We start from the raw sequence: 12938 nt of genomic DNA, 5'->3' as shown, positions 1-12938 counted from the left end.
TATGACATACGCGTTACTGTGTAAGGGTTACGCATTACTAGGATGGGCGTCAAGGGCGAGGTGTGGAGGCGGAGACTCATGGCGGACGGCAGGGGCGGGCCCGGCAACGCGGGCGAGGGCGACAAGGGTGGCGGCGAGGGGCGGGGCGCCGGGGGCTTCCTGCCACCGAGCGTCGAGGCCGCCTGGGGGCTGCGGGAGCGCCCCTCCAAGGGGCCCAAGCCCGGCCTCACCCTCGACCGCATCGTCGACACGGCCGTGCGCGTCGCCGCGGCGGAAGGGCTGGACGCCGTCTCCATGGGGCGGATCGCCAAGGAGCTCGGCGTCTCGACCATGTCCCTCTACCGCTACGTGGGCGCGAAGCGCGAGCTGTACATCCTGATGCAGGACGTGGCCACGGGTGCCCCGCCGCCGCTGCCCGCGCCCGGCGCCGACTGGCGCGAGGCCCTGGAGCAGTGGGCCGGGGCGATGCGCGAGGTCTATCACCGCAACCTCTGGATGCTCCGCATCCCGCTCTCCGGCCCGCCCGCGACTCCGAACACGGTCGCCTGGTGGGAGTGGGCCATGGTCGCCCTCGCGGACAGCGGGCTCGACGAGGGCACGAAGGTGTCGGTGGTCATGCTGCTCGGCGGGTTCGTCCGCAACGAGGCCCTGATGATGGCCGATCTCGCCGCCGTGATCGCCGCGAGCGGCGACGCTCCCGAGGAGGTCCTCTCCCGCTACGGCCAGACTCTGCGGCGCCTGGCCGACCCGGAACGCTTCCCGGCGGTGGCGCGGATGCTGGACTCGGGCGTGATGGACGAGCAGGACGAGCCGGACCACGAGTTCCGCTTCGGCCTGGAACGGATCCTGGACGGGATCGCACCCCTGGTGGAGGCCGCGAAGTGAGCGCGGGTCGTGAGGGGGGCGGCGGTGGCGAAGTGGCCGGAGGTGAAGCGGGCGGTCTGCGGGAGCGCAAGAAGCGACAGACCCGCGCGCTGATCTCCGAGACCGCCATCGCCCTCTTCCTGGAGAAGGGCTTCGACGCCGTCTCCGTCGCCGAGATCGCCGCCGCCGCCGACGTCTCCAAGCCCACCCTCTTCCGCTACTTCCCCGCCAAGGAGGACCTCGCACTCCACCGGTTCAGCGATCACGAGGACGAGGCGGCCCGGACCGTCGCCGCCGCCCGCCGCGGCGGCGTCGCCCCCCTCGACGCCCTCCGGGCCCACTTCCTGGAAGGCCTGACGCGGCGCGACCCGGTGACCGGCCTGTGCGACCACCCAGCCGTCCTCGCCTTCCAGCGGCTGCTCTACGGCACGCCCGCCCTCGTCGCCCGGCTGTACGGGTACCAGCGCAGGTCGGAGGAGGCGCTGGCCGGCGAACTCGGCGGCGACCCGCTGGCGGCGCGGCTCGCCGCCGGTCAGATCGTCGCCGTCACGCGCGTCCTGGCCGAGGAGAACGCGCGCCGGATGGCGGCGGGGGAGAGTGCCGACGCCGTGCATCGGGAGGCGGTCGCGGCGGCCGAGCGCGCCTTCCGTGGCCTGCGGGAAGGACTTCCAGCTCTCAGGATCTCGTAACGCGGTAAAAAATGTAACCGAGTAACTCTTTCCTCTATCCTTGGGGGAATGACGTCACTCAACCGTGAACTCGACCTTGAACTCGCCCGCGACCTCGACCGTGAACTCGCCCGCGAACGCGACCACCACGACGCCTGCCGCGCCGCCCTGACCCGGATGGCCGCGGACGTGGCCGAACAGGTCGTCACCGGCGAGGACGTCGCCGCCTCCGGCGCCGACGCCGAAGCCCTCGGTCACCACCTGCGCAGCCGTGCCAAGGAGTTCGGCGCCCAGCCGCCCGGCCCCCTGTTCTTCGGCCGGCTCGACCGCGAGGACGGCCAGACCCACCACATCGGCCGCCGCCGGATCGCCGAACACCCGGCTTCCCCGCCCCTCGCCGTCGACTGGCGGGCCCCCGTCTCCCGCGCCTACTACCAGGCCGGCGCACATGACCCCCAAGGCGTCCTGCGCCGGCGCCGGTTCGGCTGGGCCGCTGACAGCAGGGGTGACTCGGCCGATCTGACCGGTCTCGAGGACGAGCACCTCGCCGCGGGGGAGGAGGTGGCCGGCACGATCGTCGCCGGGGAGATCGAGCGCCCCCGGGTCGGCCCGATGCGCGACATCGCCGCGACCATCCAGCCCGAGCAGGACGATCTCGTACGGTCCGAACCGACCGTCTCGCTGTGCGTGCAGGGCGCCCCCGGCACCGGTAAGACCGCCGTCGGCCTGCACCGGGCCGCGTACCTCCTCTACACCCACCCCCAGCGCGTCCGCCGTTCCGGCCTCCTCGTCCTCGGTCCCAACCGGACCTTCCTCTCGTACATCTCCGAGGTGCTGCCCGCGCTCGGCGAGACCGGGATCCGGCAGTCCACCGTCGACGACGAGATCGCCCGGCACGAGGTGCGGGCCGTGGACGCGGAGGCGGCGGCGCTGGTCAAGCACGACGTACGGATGGCCGAGGTGCTGCGCCGGGCGCTGTACGCGCGCGTGGCCACGCCCGAGGGGGAATTGGCCGTACCCGACGGCTCGTACCGTTGGCGGCTGTCGGCCGAGGAGCTCGCCGGGATCGTCACGGCGGTACGGGAGGAGGCGCCGGCCTACGCCACCGGCCGCGACCGGATCCGCGCCCGCGTCGTCCGGGCGCTCCAGCTCCGGGCGGAGCGCCGCGCCGGCCCCATGGGCACGGCCTGGGTGCGCAGGATCGAACGGGCCCGGCCGGTCTCGGCGTTCGTGGACGCCTGCTGGCCCGAGGTCACCCCCGAGGAGGTGCTCGCGGAGGTGCTGACGGCCCCGGACGACCCGCTGCTCACCCCGGAGGAGCGGGCGGCCGTCCGGTGGGCGAAGCCGCCCCGTTCCCCGCGCTCGGCGCGGTGGAGCGCGGCCGATCTCGTGCTGCTCGACGAGCTGGCCGGTCTGATCGAACGCCCCGAGGGTTACGGCCATGTCGTCGTCGACGAGGCCCAGGACCTGTCGCCGATGCAGTGCCGGGCGATCGCCCGCCGGGCAGGCTTCGGTGCACTCACCGTGCTCGGCGACCTGGCGCAGGGCACGACTCCCTGGGCCGCCCGCGGCTGGCGCGAGCAGCTGACCCATCTGGGCCGCCCCCGGGCGGAGATCGTGCCGCTGACCACGGGTTACCGCGTGCCCGCTGCCGTCGTCGAACTCGCCAACCGGCTGCTGCCGGAGCTGGGGACGGACGTGCCGGCGGGACGGTCGCTGCGTACGGACGGGGAGGTGAGCATCCGCCGCGTCGCGGACGTGGGCAGGGGAGTCGCCGAGGCGGTCCGCGCGGCCCTGGGGAGGGAGGGCTCGGTGGGGGTGATCGCGCCGGAGAGCCTGGTCGGCCCGCTGACGGAGGTGGTGGGCCAGGAGGTGGGAGAGGTGCAGCAGGTGGGCGCGGTGCAGGAGATGGCTTCGGCTGCTTCGGAGCCGCGGGTGTTCGCCGAGGGGCGGCTGACCGTGCTGGCCGCGACGGCGGCCAAAGGCCTGGAGTACGACCACGTCGTGGTCGCCGAGCCGGCCGCGATCGTGGCGGCCGAGCCGCGCGGACTGCACCGGCTCTACGTCGTGCTCACCCGGGCCGTCTCCCGCCTGGACGTCGTCCACGGCGAGCCGCTGCCCGACTGCCTGACCGCTCACGCCTCCTGAAGAGCGGTCAGGAGGGCCCGTACGGCAGGCAGGGCCAGGGAGGATTCCCGTACCGCGGCGTGGATCGACCGGACCGGCTCCGGGCCGCGCACCCGGCGGACGACCACGTTCGGGTGGCGGCTGCCCAGGCCCATGAGCGGGATCAGGCTGATGCCGAGCCCGGCCGCGACGAAGCCCTGCGCCGTGGCGTACTCCTCGCACTCCACCGCGATGTCCGGCGTGAACCCGGCCGCCGCGCACGCCTCCAGGACGGCGTCGAGGCAGGGGCCGGGGCGCTCGCTGCCGACCCAGGGCTCGTCGGCGAGCTCGGCCAGGTCGAGGACCCGGCGGTCGGCGAGCGGGTGGCCCTTGGGGAGGACGGCGCGGTAGGGGTCGTCGACGAGGTGGACCAGGCGCAGGCCGTCGCCGGGCGCGTTCCGCGGGCCGACCACGAGCGTGAGGTCCGCCTCCTCGTCCCGGGCGCCGTCGGCGATCCTCAGGTCGACCCGTACACCGGGGTGTTCGGTACGGAACCGGGCCAGGGCGGGGGCGACGAGATCGGCCCCGGCGGTGGGGAAGTAGCGGATCGCGACCCGGCCGGTGCGGCCCGCCCGCAGATCGGCCAGCGCGGTCTCCGCCTCGGCGACCTGGCGGCCGATCACGGCGGCGTGCTCGGTGAGCAGCCGGCCGGCGGCGGTCGGCCGCACGCCCCGGCCGAAGCGTTCGAGCAGCTCGATGCCGGCCTCCTTCTCCAGGGCGGCGATCTGCTGGCTCACCGCGGAGGGGGTGTAGCCGAGGTTCGCGGCGGCCGCGGTGACCGAACCGCTGGTGACGACGGCCCGGAGCACCTGCATGCGTCTCACATCGAGCATGTAGCACAGCTTAACGAGGGATACATGATTCTTCGCTTGTCCTGTCGAGTGGCGTCGGGGACGGTGAGGGCATGGCATCGGCGACGGCTTCGAAGAAATCCTCAGCCCCGGCTTCAGCGACGGCTTCGGCGACACGGATGGGTGTCCTGGCCCTGCTCTGGGGCTCGGGCTTCCTGTGGATCAAAATCGCGCTCGACCACGGCCTCACCCCGGGCTGGATCGCCTTCCTGCGCTGCCTGCTGGGGGCGGGGGTGCTGCTGGCGCTGGCGTACGGGGCGGGGCAGCGGCTGCCGGGGCTCCGTGACCGGCGCACCTGGGGGAGGCTGGCCGTCGCCGCCTTCTTCTGCAACGCACTGCCGTTCCTGTTGTTCGGCGTCGGCGAGCGGACGGTGGACAGCGGGGTGGCGGGTGTCCTGAACGCCACCACGCCGCTCTGGTCCCTGCTCCTGGGCCTCGGCCTGGGGGCGGAACGGCCGCTGGGCGCCGCCCGGCTCGGCGGTCTGCTCCTCGGCTTCACCGGCGTCCTGCTGATCTTCGCGCCGTGGAGCGATGGCTCCGGCCTGCTGAGCGGGGGCGCCCTCGCCCTGCTCGCGGCGGGCGCGAGCTATGCGCTGGCCTTCGCGTACATGGCCCGCCGCCTCACCGGGGGCGGCACCGCGCCGCTCGCCCTTTCCGCCGCGCAGCTGCTGACGGCGACGGTCCTGAGCGTGCCGGCGCTGGCCGTGCCCGCCCTGAGCGGCCCCCACCTCGCCCCCGGCGGGTCGGAGCGGCTGTTTCCGGCCTGGACGGGGACGGGGGTGCTCGCTGTCGTCGTCCTCGGGATCTTCGCGACCGGTCTGACCTTCCACCTCAACTACCGGATGATCGCGGAGGAGGGGCCGACCAGCGCGGCGACGGTCGGCTACCTGCTGCCGGTGGTCTCGGTGACGCTGGGCGCGTTGGTCCTGGACGAGCCGCTGACGGCGCGGGTGGTGGCGGGGATGGCGGTGGTACTCGTGGGGGTCTGGCTCTCGCGCGGCTCGGGGCGGCGCAGCATCGTGAAGGCGACGGCCAGGGCGGCGAGGAGGAGGCCGGCGCCGACGGCGAAGGCCAGGTGATAACCGCCGGTCAAGGCCTCGGGCGCCGGGCGGCCCGCCGCCGTGAGGGACTCGGTGCGGGAGGCGGCCAGCGTGGAGAGGACCGCGATGCCGAGGGCCATGCCGATCTGCTGGGTGGTGTTGAAGAGTCCGGAGGCGAGGCCCGCGTCCTCCTCCTTCGCGCCGGACATGCCCAGCGAGGTCAGGGCCGGGAGGGCGAGGCCGAAGCCGGCGGCGAGGAGCATGACGGGCAGCAGGTCGGTGACGTACGAGGCGTTCACGGGCACCCGGGTCAGCAGGCCGAGGACGCCGACGAGGAGCACGAGGCCTGTCAGGAGGACGTTGCGTTCCCCGAAGCGGGCGTTGAGCCGGGCCGAGAGGCCCAGGGAGACGGCTCCGATGACGGCGGCGGCCGGCAGCATCGCGAGGCCGGTCTCGGCGGCGCCGTATCCGAGCACCTTCTGGAGGTAGAGAGCGACGAGGATCTGGAAGGAGAAGAGCGCGGCGACCATCAGCATCTGGACCAGGTTCGCGCCGGACACGCTGCGCGAGCGGAAGATCCGCAGCGGCATGAGCGGGTTCCTGGCCGTCGCCTGGCGGACGACGAACCCCGCGAGGAGGGCGAGCGCGAGGCCGCCGAGGCCCAGGGTGCGGGCCGAACCGGCGCCGTACTCCTCGATCTTGACGACGGCGTAGATGCCGAGCATCAGGCCGGAGGTGACGAGCAGCGCGCCGACGGCGTCCGCTCCGGCCTTCAGGCCGAGGCCGCGGTCACCGGGGAGGGCGGAGAGTGCGACGAGCAGTGTCGCGACGCCGATCGGCAGGTTGATGAAGAAGATCCAGTTCCAGGTGAGGGCGTCGGTGAGGACTCCGCCGAGGACCTGCCCGATGGAGGCTCCGGCCGCACCGGTGAAGCTGAACACGGCGATGGCCTTGGCCCGTTCGCGGGGCTCGGTGAAGAGAGTGACCAGGATGCCGAGGCTGACGGCCGAGGCCGTCGCGCTGCCGACACCCTGGAGGAAGCGGGCGGCGATCAGGACGGCGGGGGAGGTGGCGACGCCGGCGAGGAGCGAGGCGGCGGTGAACACTCCCGTACCCGCCAGGAACATCCGTTTGCGGCCGATCAGGTCGCCGAGGCGGCCGGCGAGGAGGAGCAGGGAGCCGAAGGCGATGAGGTAGGCGTTGACGACCCAGCTCAGTCCGACCGGGGTGAAGCCGAGGTCGCTCTGAATGGCCGGCATGGCGACGGTGACGATGCTGCCGTCGAGGATCGTCATCAGCATCCCGGTGGCCAGGACGCCGAGGGCGAGCCAACGGGAACGGGAGGGGGCTTGGGGAGCGGGGGTGGCAGGCATCGCGGTCTCTCCTGTCGTTGGGAGGCAACAGGAGAGACCATAGCGGATAGTTTTGTTGCAGACTATCTTTTACGGATTGATGTTCAGGGTCGTGGGCGGGGGGTCTGGGGCCGGGCGCGCGACCGACTCGCGCTCGGGCTTGCGGTCGCGCGTGGTCGTCACCCCTTCTGGCGCGCCCTCCGGGCCGGCCTCGCACCCTCCACCGGTGTCTCCAGATGACCCGTGACCAGGCGGTTCAGCGCCTGAAGCAGCACCTCGCGCTCGTCGTCGGGCAGGGACGCCAGGGCGTTCTCGTGGACGCGGTCGACGATCTTCTGACTTTCCTCGGCGACCTTCGCCCCCTCGTCCGTCACGGCGATGATCCGGGCCCGCCGGTCCGTGCTCGACGGCCGCCGCTCGGCGAGCCCGGCCTTCTCCAGCGCGTCGACCGTCACGACCATCGTCGTCTTGTCCATGTCTCCGATCTCAGCGAGCTGCGCCTGGGTCCGCTCCTCCTCCAGGGCGTGGACGAGGACGCAGTGCATGCGCGGGGTGAGGTCGATCTCCGCGAGCTGCGCACTCATTCGGGTGCGCAACACGTGACTGGTGTGGTCCAGGAGGAAGGACAGGTCCGGTTCGGTCCGCTTGGGCGCCATGGCTGTCATGGCGCCAGGGTAACGAAAGTAGATCCGTCGCGGACTGTCAGGAAGTGGACGACTCTGCCCCGCTCCCGGGGCGAGGTGAACTACCCCTCGGTGGCCGGCCGGTAGGTGCACACCTGGACGCCGGCGCCGCTGGTCACCGTCGAGACCAGTTCGAGCGCGTGGAGCCCGCCGTCCGTCGGGAAGATCGACTTACCGCCTCCGAGGAGTACCGGCATGATCATGAGCCGGAGCTCGTCGACCAGACCCTCGCCCAGCAGGGTGCGGACCAGCGTGGGGCTGCCCATGACGACCAGGTCGCCACCCTCGGCCCCGCGCAGCCGCCGGATGCGGGCGACGGCCTCCTCGCCGGGGATGCGGGTGGTGTTGTTCCATGTGAGCTCGTCGTCTCCGAGCGTCTGGGAGACGACGTACTTCGGGAGGGCGTTCATCCGGTCGGCGAACGGGTCGCCGGCCCGCTCCGGCCACGCGCCCGCCATCGCCTGCCAGGTGCGGCGCCCGAACAGCAGCCCGTCCGCCTTGGCGAGCGCCTCGTCGAACGCGCCGCCCACCACCTCCGGGTCGAAGAAGGGGTGCGTCCAGCCGCCGTGGGCGAAGCCGCCCTCGGTGTCCTCCTCGGCGCCGCCCGGCGCCTGTACGACGCCGTCGAGGCTGATGAACTCGCTGATGACGATACGCATGGGACCCGCTCCAGTTCCTTGCTCCAGGATGGCTACGGTAGTTGAGACCGCCACCCCGCCCGAAACTCATCGCTCCCGCCGCCCCGGATCCTCACCGATCCGAAGGGGCCGAGGCGTTGTCCCCGAGCATGGCGATGTCCCCGAGCATGGCGGCCACCGAGTCCCACAGCGGAGCGGCGAGCACCCACGTCTCGTGGTCCCACAGGAGGACCGCCCCGTAAAAATCACCGGGGCGCAGGTCGATGACGAGTCCGTCGCCGCCGGGGCTCATCGCGATCGGCAGGAACGACGGAAGGAACCGCGACTCCGGTTCGCCGTTCGCGTCGAACACGTCCCCTTCCTCTTCCGCCACCCGCAGCCAGATCTCTCGCGTCTCCAGGGCCTCTTCCAGGTCCACCGGGGCGAACGGTCCGGGGATCCAGTAGTCGGCGCTGACGCCGTCCAGGGTCCACCAGTCGCGCACCTCGGCCGGGAACGCCAGCCCGAGGTCCGCCTCGGCCGCGCGGATCCGGTCCTTGTCGGCGGCGGCCCTCACCGGAGTCCCTCGGAGGCGATCTCCGTGCCGGGCGGCGACGCGGTCCCACGACTTTCGTACTCCGTGATCGATCGAGGTCATGCCCGGTGAGACTTTCGTGAAGCTCTGAGCGTGACATCTGTCGCCGAATTCGCATCGTTCCTGACGTGATCCGCACTCTTCGCAGGCAAGTTGTCGTCCGGACCGTGCTGCCGGTAGGCGACGCCCACGCCGTGCACGGACACGGCGCGGGTCGGCGCGTTCTTGTACGACGACGGGGTGGGCGTGGGGGAGCTGGACGGTGCGTTCGTGATCGGGGCCTGGTATGGGAGAAAGGAGCGTGGGGCGGGTTCTTCTCGTTGTGGCTGGCGGCGTTCTCGGCGTCCGGCAGGGCCGTTGCCCCGGGTTCACGTCATGGAGACGACGACCTTGCCGGCCTTCGCGCGGCCTTTCTCGACGTACTCCATGGCCTGAGGGGTCTCGTCGAAGGGGAAGACCCGGTCGACGACGGGGCGGATCTTCCCCGCGTCGATGAGGGGGGTGAGTTCGCGCAGCTGGTCGCCACTGGCCTTCATGAACAGGAAGGAGTACGTGACACCGAGACGCTTGGCCTGGCGCCGGATCTTGGCGCTGAGCGCGGCGATGCCCAGGCGGAGCACCAGGTTCGAGCCGAGTTCGCGGGCGGTGGCCGGGTCGGGCGGGCCCGCGACGGAGATGGCCAGGCCGCCGGGCTTGAGGATGCGCAGGGACTTGGCGAGGTTCTCGCCGCCGAGGGAGTCCAGGACGAGGTCGTAGCCGGTGAGGAGTTCTGAGAAGTCCTGGGTGCGGTAGTCGATGACCTCGTCCGCGCCGAGGTCCTTGACGAGGTCGATCTTGGCGGTGCTCGCGGTGGCGGCCACGTGCGCGCCCAGTGCCTTGGCCAGTTGGATGGTGATGGATCCCAGGCCGCCGGCGCCCGCGTGGATGAGGACCTTCTGGCCCGGCTGGACGTTCGCCCGCTCGACCAGGGCCTGCCAGGCGGTCAGCGCGACCAGGGGGAGGGAGGCGGCCTCGGTCATGGTGAGCGTGGCGGGCTTGGCCGCCAGGTCGTCCTGGTGGACGGCGAGGAGTTCGGCGAAGGTGCCGATGCGGTCCTTGTCGGGCCGCGCCCAGACCTCGTCGCCCACCGCGAAGCGGGTGACGGACGATCCGACGCGGACGACGGTCCCGGCGAGGTCGTTGCCCAGGACGAGCGGGAGACGGTAGGGCAGGATCTGCTTGAGGTCACCGTCGCGGATCTTCATGTCCAGCGGGTTGACACTCGCCGCGTCGATCCTGACCAGGACGTCGTCGGCGCCCACCTGGGGGGCGAGTATCTCGGCAGCACGCATGTTGAACGCGTCACCGTACTTCTCGACCATGAAGGCCTTCATCGTCATCTCCGTTCGTGTGGTCTCCCGTCCAAGCAGGAGGGGTGTTCTGTCCGTAAGGGGTTTGTCTCGTTACGAGACGGTTTGTGGTGTCTTCTGGTCCGCGCGCTCCGCGTCGGCACGGCAGTGGCCAGTGCCTGCGCGGAGAGCCCTGCGGCGGCCGTGTTTTTGGACTCAGGCCACCGGCACGACCGGGGCGATGACGCTGCCCGCGTCGCCGCCCTGGAGGCGGCCCAGCGAGCCCGCGACGCCCTCATGCGGTACGCCGAGCGGCATGGCGCTGACCTTGTCGAGGCGCGCGTACTGCTCGTCGGTGAACTGGACGTCGAGGGCTGCGAGGTAGCTGTCGGCGCTGTCGAGGAAGGTGCCGCTGGCCTCGGCGAACCGGTCGAAGATCCGGCGGGCCACGTCGGGCTCGGCGCCGGCACCCCAGCCGGTGCCGAAGTTCGCGGTGCCGAGCGCGTACTCGGAGACGCGTAATCCGGTCTTGCGGCCGAAGGCCGTGTAACGCATGAGAAGTCCTTGCGTAAGGGGGCCTGGAAGGCCGTCGTGCCGTGGTGGAGGGGGTGAGCGTCAGCCCGCGTTCGGCTGGGGCGCCGCGGACAGGCTCTGCTTGACGTACCTGCTGGTCTCGTCGGCGAGGATCTCGGGCAGGCCGGTCTCGATGCCGTAAAGGGCCTGGGCCGCGACGTCGGCGGCGGCGACCTTCTGGTCGGCGGGCACGCCGGCGGCCATGTCGGTGTCCATGTAGCCGACGTGCAGCGCCGAGACGGTGATCCCGCGGGGCGCCAGTTCCTCGCGGCTCGCGTCGCTCAGCGCCCAGGCGGCGGCCTTGGAAGCCGCGTAGGAGCCGAGGCCTGCCGGGTGGAACCAGGACAGGGCGGACAGGACGTTGAGTACGGCGCCGCCGCCGTTGGCCTCGATGACGGGAGCGAAGGCCCGTGTGGCGACGAGCGGGCCGAAGAAGTTGGTCTCCATCTCGCGACGTACCTCGTCCAGGTCGCCGCCGACCAGCGTCGCGCCGGTGGAGACGCCCGCGTTGTTGATCAGAAGCGTCGCGTCCGACGCGATGCGGGCGGCCTCCCGTATCGACTCCTGGTCCGTCACGTCGAGGCGCAGTGGGCGGGCGCCCGGCAGGTCGACCGTCTCGGGACGGCGGGCCGCCGCGTAGACCTTGGCGCCATGCTCCACGAGCTGGGCGGCCAGGTGCCGCCCGAGGCCCCGGTTGGCGCCGGTGACCACCGCGACCGCGTTCTTGAGTTCCATGCTCGCTCCTGTCCTTCGCAGGCGCCGTCGGAGCACCCGCGTCAATTAGATTGCAACCACAATCTAAACACGTGACTAGGATAGATGCCAATCGACATCCAAACTGGTTCGTGCAGGAGGTGGCCATGGGCCGCGTATCGCAGGCGCAGGCGGAGGAAAATCGCAGGCGGGTGGTGGACACCGCGTCGCGGCTGTTCCGGGAGCAGGGCACCCACGTCAGCGTCGCCGATCTCATGAAGGCGGCCGGCCTCACCCACGGCGCCTTCTACAAGCAGTTCGCCTCCAAGGAAGCGCTCGTCGATGAGGTCACCGCCCACGTCTTCGATGAGATCGCACGAGGCAATGCGGCCGGGCTCGAGCGGCACGACGGGCAGCGGGATGCCGCTCAGCGGGCCCTGATCGACGCCTACCTCTCCGTCGAACACCGTGACAACGCGGCGGACGGCTGCCCGGTCGCGGCTCTCGCCATCGATATCGCGCGCGGACCCGAAGGCCGCGAGGCGCGCCGTACCTACGCGGAGGGCGTGGCCGACTTCGCCGCGTTCCTCGCCCCCGCCGAGGCCGTCGCGGGCGGCGAGAGCGTCGGGAGCGGCGAGGGCGGCGAGGGCGGCCTCGCCCGGCTGTGCACCCTGGTCGGTGCTCTGGTCCTGTCCCGGGCCACCCAGGGCTCCCCGCTCTCCGAGGAGATCCTCGCCGCCGCGCACGCGGCCCTGACGGAAGCCGGCTGACCGGGGGCCCGGCATCGGGCGCCGCGCGGCGGGTGTGCACCGGTCGCACCCGCGAGGTGACGCGGGGTCCGCGGCTTCCGTGCTCGCGGCCTGATCGGTCTGGCGTAGTTCCGTGCTCCCTACGGCAGTTGTCGTGCAAATGCAACACCTGTCGCGCTCAGGCTCACCCGGCAGTCTTTCCCGCGCTGCGACACTATTGCAAGCGGGTGCTTGCAATAGTTAGCAGGCCATGACATCGTCGAGACATGGCATCGCTCAACGTCGGCAACCTTGGTGAGTACCTCCGCGACCAGCGGCGCACCGCGCAGCTGTCGCTGCGGCAGCTCGCCGAGGCCGCCGGGGTGTCCAACCCGTACCTGAGCCAGATCGAGCGCGGTCTGCGCAAGCCCAGCGCGGAGGTGCTGCAGCAGGTCGCCAAGGCCCTGCGGATCTCCGCCGAGACGCTGTACGTGCGGGCCGGGATTCTCGACGAGAAGGAGCGGGAGGAGCTGGAGACGCGAGCCGTCATCCTGGCCGATCCCTCGATCAACGAGCGGCAGAAGCAGGTGCTGCTCCAGATCTACGACTCCTTCCGCAAGGAGAACGCCGCCGAGTCCGCTCCGGACGCGGCCGCCGCCGACGCCGGCGCTGACGACGCCAATGCTTCGAGCGACGCTTCGAGCGACGCTTCGAACGACAACGCCTCCGATGCCGAACGACCCTCGAGCTAGTACGTACACATCCGGGAGGACCACACCC

13 protein-coding genes and 1 pseudogene are annotated in these 12938 nt (G+C 71.7%); 6 read left to right on the top strand and 8 right to left on the bottom strand.

Features of this window, described 5'->3' with window-relative positions; all coding sequences use genetic code 11:
- Positions 1 to 78: 78 nt before the first annotated feature.
- Genes IE136_RS27725 through IE136_RS27715 form a run of 3 tightly spaced genes read left to right on the top strand, consistent with a single transcriptional unit; the run spans position 79 to position 3680 of the window.
- Entirely contained in the window at positions 79 to 885 is an 807-nt protein-coding gene (locus IE136_RS27725; RefSeq protein ID WP_158988817.1) for a TetR/AcrR family transcriptional regulator, read from the top strand.
- A gap of 32 nt (positions 886 to 917) precedes the next feature.
- Entirely contained in the window at positions 918 to 1553 is a 636-nt protein-coding gene (locus tag IE136_RS27720) for a TetR/AcrR family transcriptional regulator (protein WP_229819211.1), read from the top strand.
- Between the two features lie 48 nt (positions 1554 to 1601).
- Positions 1602 to 3680 carry a HelD family protein gene (locus tag IE136_RS27715; RefSeq protein ID WP_189601717.1) on the top strand — a complete coding sequence of 693 codons (2079 nt, stop codon included), beginning with the start codon at positions 1602 to 1604 and terminating at the stop codon, positions 3678 to 3680.
- On the opposite strand, the gene IE136_RS27710 is transcribed toward IE136_RS27715, so the two are convergent.
- The gene (locus IE136_RS27710; protein ID WP_158988823.1) at positions 3668 to 4531 is read right to left on the bottom strand and encodes a LysR family transcriptional regulator; all 864 of its coding nucleotides are present in this window, start codon (positions 4529 to 4531) and stop codon (positions 3668 to 3670) included. The two genes, IE136_RS27715 and IE136_RS27710, sit on opposite strands and share 13 nt — an antisense overlap.
- Positions 4532 to 4602: 71 nt before the next feature.
- On the opposite strand from IE136_RS27710, the pseudogene IE136_RS27705 reads away from it, so the two are divergent.
- A pseudogene (locus IE136_RS27705) lies at positions 4603 to 5484 on the top strand (DMT family transporter); the annotation flags it as partial.
- Here the strand turns inward: IE136_RS27705 and IE136_RS27700 are convergent.
- From IE136_RS27700 to IE136_RS27670, 7 genes are all read right to left on the bottom strand, one after another.
- Positions 5433 to 6962: an MFS transporter gene (locus IE136_RS27700; protein ID WP_189601716.1), complete on the bottom strand. Its 1530-nt coding sequence runs from the start codon at positions 6960 to 6962 to the stop codon at positions 5433 to 5435. The pseudogene IE136_RS27705 and the gene IE136_RS27700 sit on opposite strands and share 52 nt — an antisense overlap.
- Positions 6963 to 7120: 158 nt before the next feature.
- Positions 7121 to 7606 carry a MarR family winged helix-turn-helix transcriptional regulator gene (locus IE136_RS27695; RefSeq protein WP_189601715.1) on the bottom strand — a complete coding sequence of 162 codons (486 nt, stop codon included), beginning with the start codon at positions 7604 to 7606 and terminating at the stop codon, positions 7121 to 7123.
- Between the two features lie 80 nt (positions 7607 to 7686).
- Complete coding sequence (locus IE136_RS27690) at positions 7687 to 8283, bottom strand: dihydrofolate reductase family protein (protein ID WP_158988829.1); 597 nt, start codon at positions 8281 to 8283, stop codon at positions 7687 to 7689.
- Positions 8284 to 8374: 91 nt separating this feature from the next.
- The gene (locus tag IE136_RS27685) at positions 8375 to 8818 is read right to left on the bottom strand and encodes an SMI1/KNR4 family protein (RefSeq protein WP_189601714.1); all 444 of its coding nucleotides are present in this window, start codon (positions 8816 to 8818) and stop codon (positions 8375 to 8377) included.
- Positions 8819 to 9204: 386 nt separating this feature from the next.
- Positions 9205 to 10209, bottom strand: a complete 1005-nt coding sequence (locus IE136_RS27680) for an NADP-dependent oxidoreductase (RefSeq protein ID WP_158994526.1) — start codon at positions 10207 to 10209, stop codon at positions 9205 to 9207.
- Positions 10210 to 10380: 171 nt separating this feature from the next.
- Positions 10381 to 10719 (bottom strand): hypothetical protein, encoded by a 339-nt coding sequence (locus IE136_RS36850; protein WP_373309152.1) that lies wholly within the window; start codon positions 10717 to 10719, stop codon positions 10381 to 10383.
- Positions 10720 to 10779: 60 nt separating this feature from the next.
- Entirely contained in the window at positions 10780 to 11472 is a 693-nt protein-coding gene (locus IE136_RS27670) for an SDR family oxidoreductase (RefSeq protein ID WP_189601713.1), read from the bottom strand.
- Between the two features lie 125 nt (positions 11473 to 11597).
- Between IE136_RS27670 and IE136_RS27665 the strand changes: the two genes are divergently transcribed.
- Entirely contained in the window at positions 11598 to 12200 is a 603-nt protein-coding gene (locus IE136_RS27665) for a TetR/AcrR family transcriptional regulator (RefSeq protein WP_158988835.1), read from the top strand.
- A gap of 245 nt (positions 12201 to 12445) precedes the next feature.
- Positions 12446 to 12910, top strand: coding sequence for a helix-turn-helix domain-containing protein (locus IE136_RS27660; RefSeq protein ID WP_158988837.1), 465 nt, complete (start codon positions 12446 to 12448; stop codon positions 12908 to 12910).
- The last annotated feature ends 28 nt before the right edge of the window (positions 12911 to 12938 follow it).

This window comes from Streptomyces lateritius (assembly GCF_014649715.1).
Lineage (GTDB): Bacteria > Actinomycetota > Actinomycetes > Streptomycetales > Streptomycetaceae > Streptomyces > Streptomyces lateritius.
Note: the sequence above shows the minus strand (reverse complement) of the source record. Positions and strands in the feature narration are given on the sequence as shown.

Bases quoted from the DNA above. Each gene is read 5' to 3' on its own strand.
- IE136_RS36850 (WP_373309152.1), bottom strand. From the start codon at position 10,719: ATGCGTTACACGGCCTTCGGCCGCAAGACCGGATTACGCGTCTCCGAG.
- IE136_RS27670 (WP_189601713.1), bottom strand. From the start codon at position 11,472: ATGGAACTCAAGAACGCGGTCGCGGTGGTCACCGGCGCCAACCGGGGC.
- IE136_RS27665 (WP_158988835.1), top strand. From the start codon at position 11,598: ATGGGCCGCGTATCGCAGGCGCAGGCGGAGGAAAATCGCAGGCGGGTG.
- IE136_RS27660 (WP_158988837.1), top strand. From the start codon at position 12,446: ATGGCATCGCTCAACGTCGGCAACCTTGGTGAGTACCTCCGCGACCAG.
- IE136_RS27715 (WP_189601717.1), top strand. From the start codon at position 1,602: ATGACGTCACTCAACCGTGAACTCGACCTTGAACTCGCCCGCGACCTC.
- IE136_RS27700 (WP_189601716.1), bottom strand. From the start codon at position 6,962: ATGCCTGCCACCCCCGCTCCCCAAGCCCCCTCCCGTTCCCGTTGGCTC.
- IE136_RS27690 (WP_158988829.1), bottom strand. From the start codon at position 8,283: ATGCGTATCGTCATCAGCGAGTTCATCAGCCTCGACGGCGTCGTACAG.
- IE136_RS27725 (WP_158988817.1), top strand. From the start codon at position 79: ATGGCGGACGGCAGGGGCGGGCCCGGCAACGCGGGCGAGGGCGACAAG.
- IE136_RS27710 (WP_158988823.1), bottom strand. From the start codon at position 4,531: ATGCTCGATGTGAGACGCATGCAGGTGCTCCGGGCCGTCGTCACCAGC.
- IE136_RS27680 (WP_158994526.1), bottom strand. From the start codon at position 10,209: ATGAAGGCCTTCATGGTCGAGAAGTACGGTGACGCGTTCAACATGCGT.
- IE136_RS27695 (WP_189601715.1), bottom strand. From the start codon at position 7,606: ATGACAGCCATGGCGCCCAAGCGGACCGAACCGGACCTGTCCTTCCTC.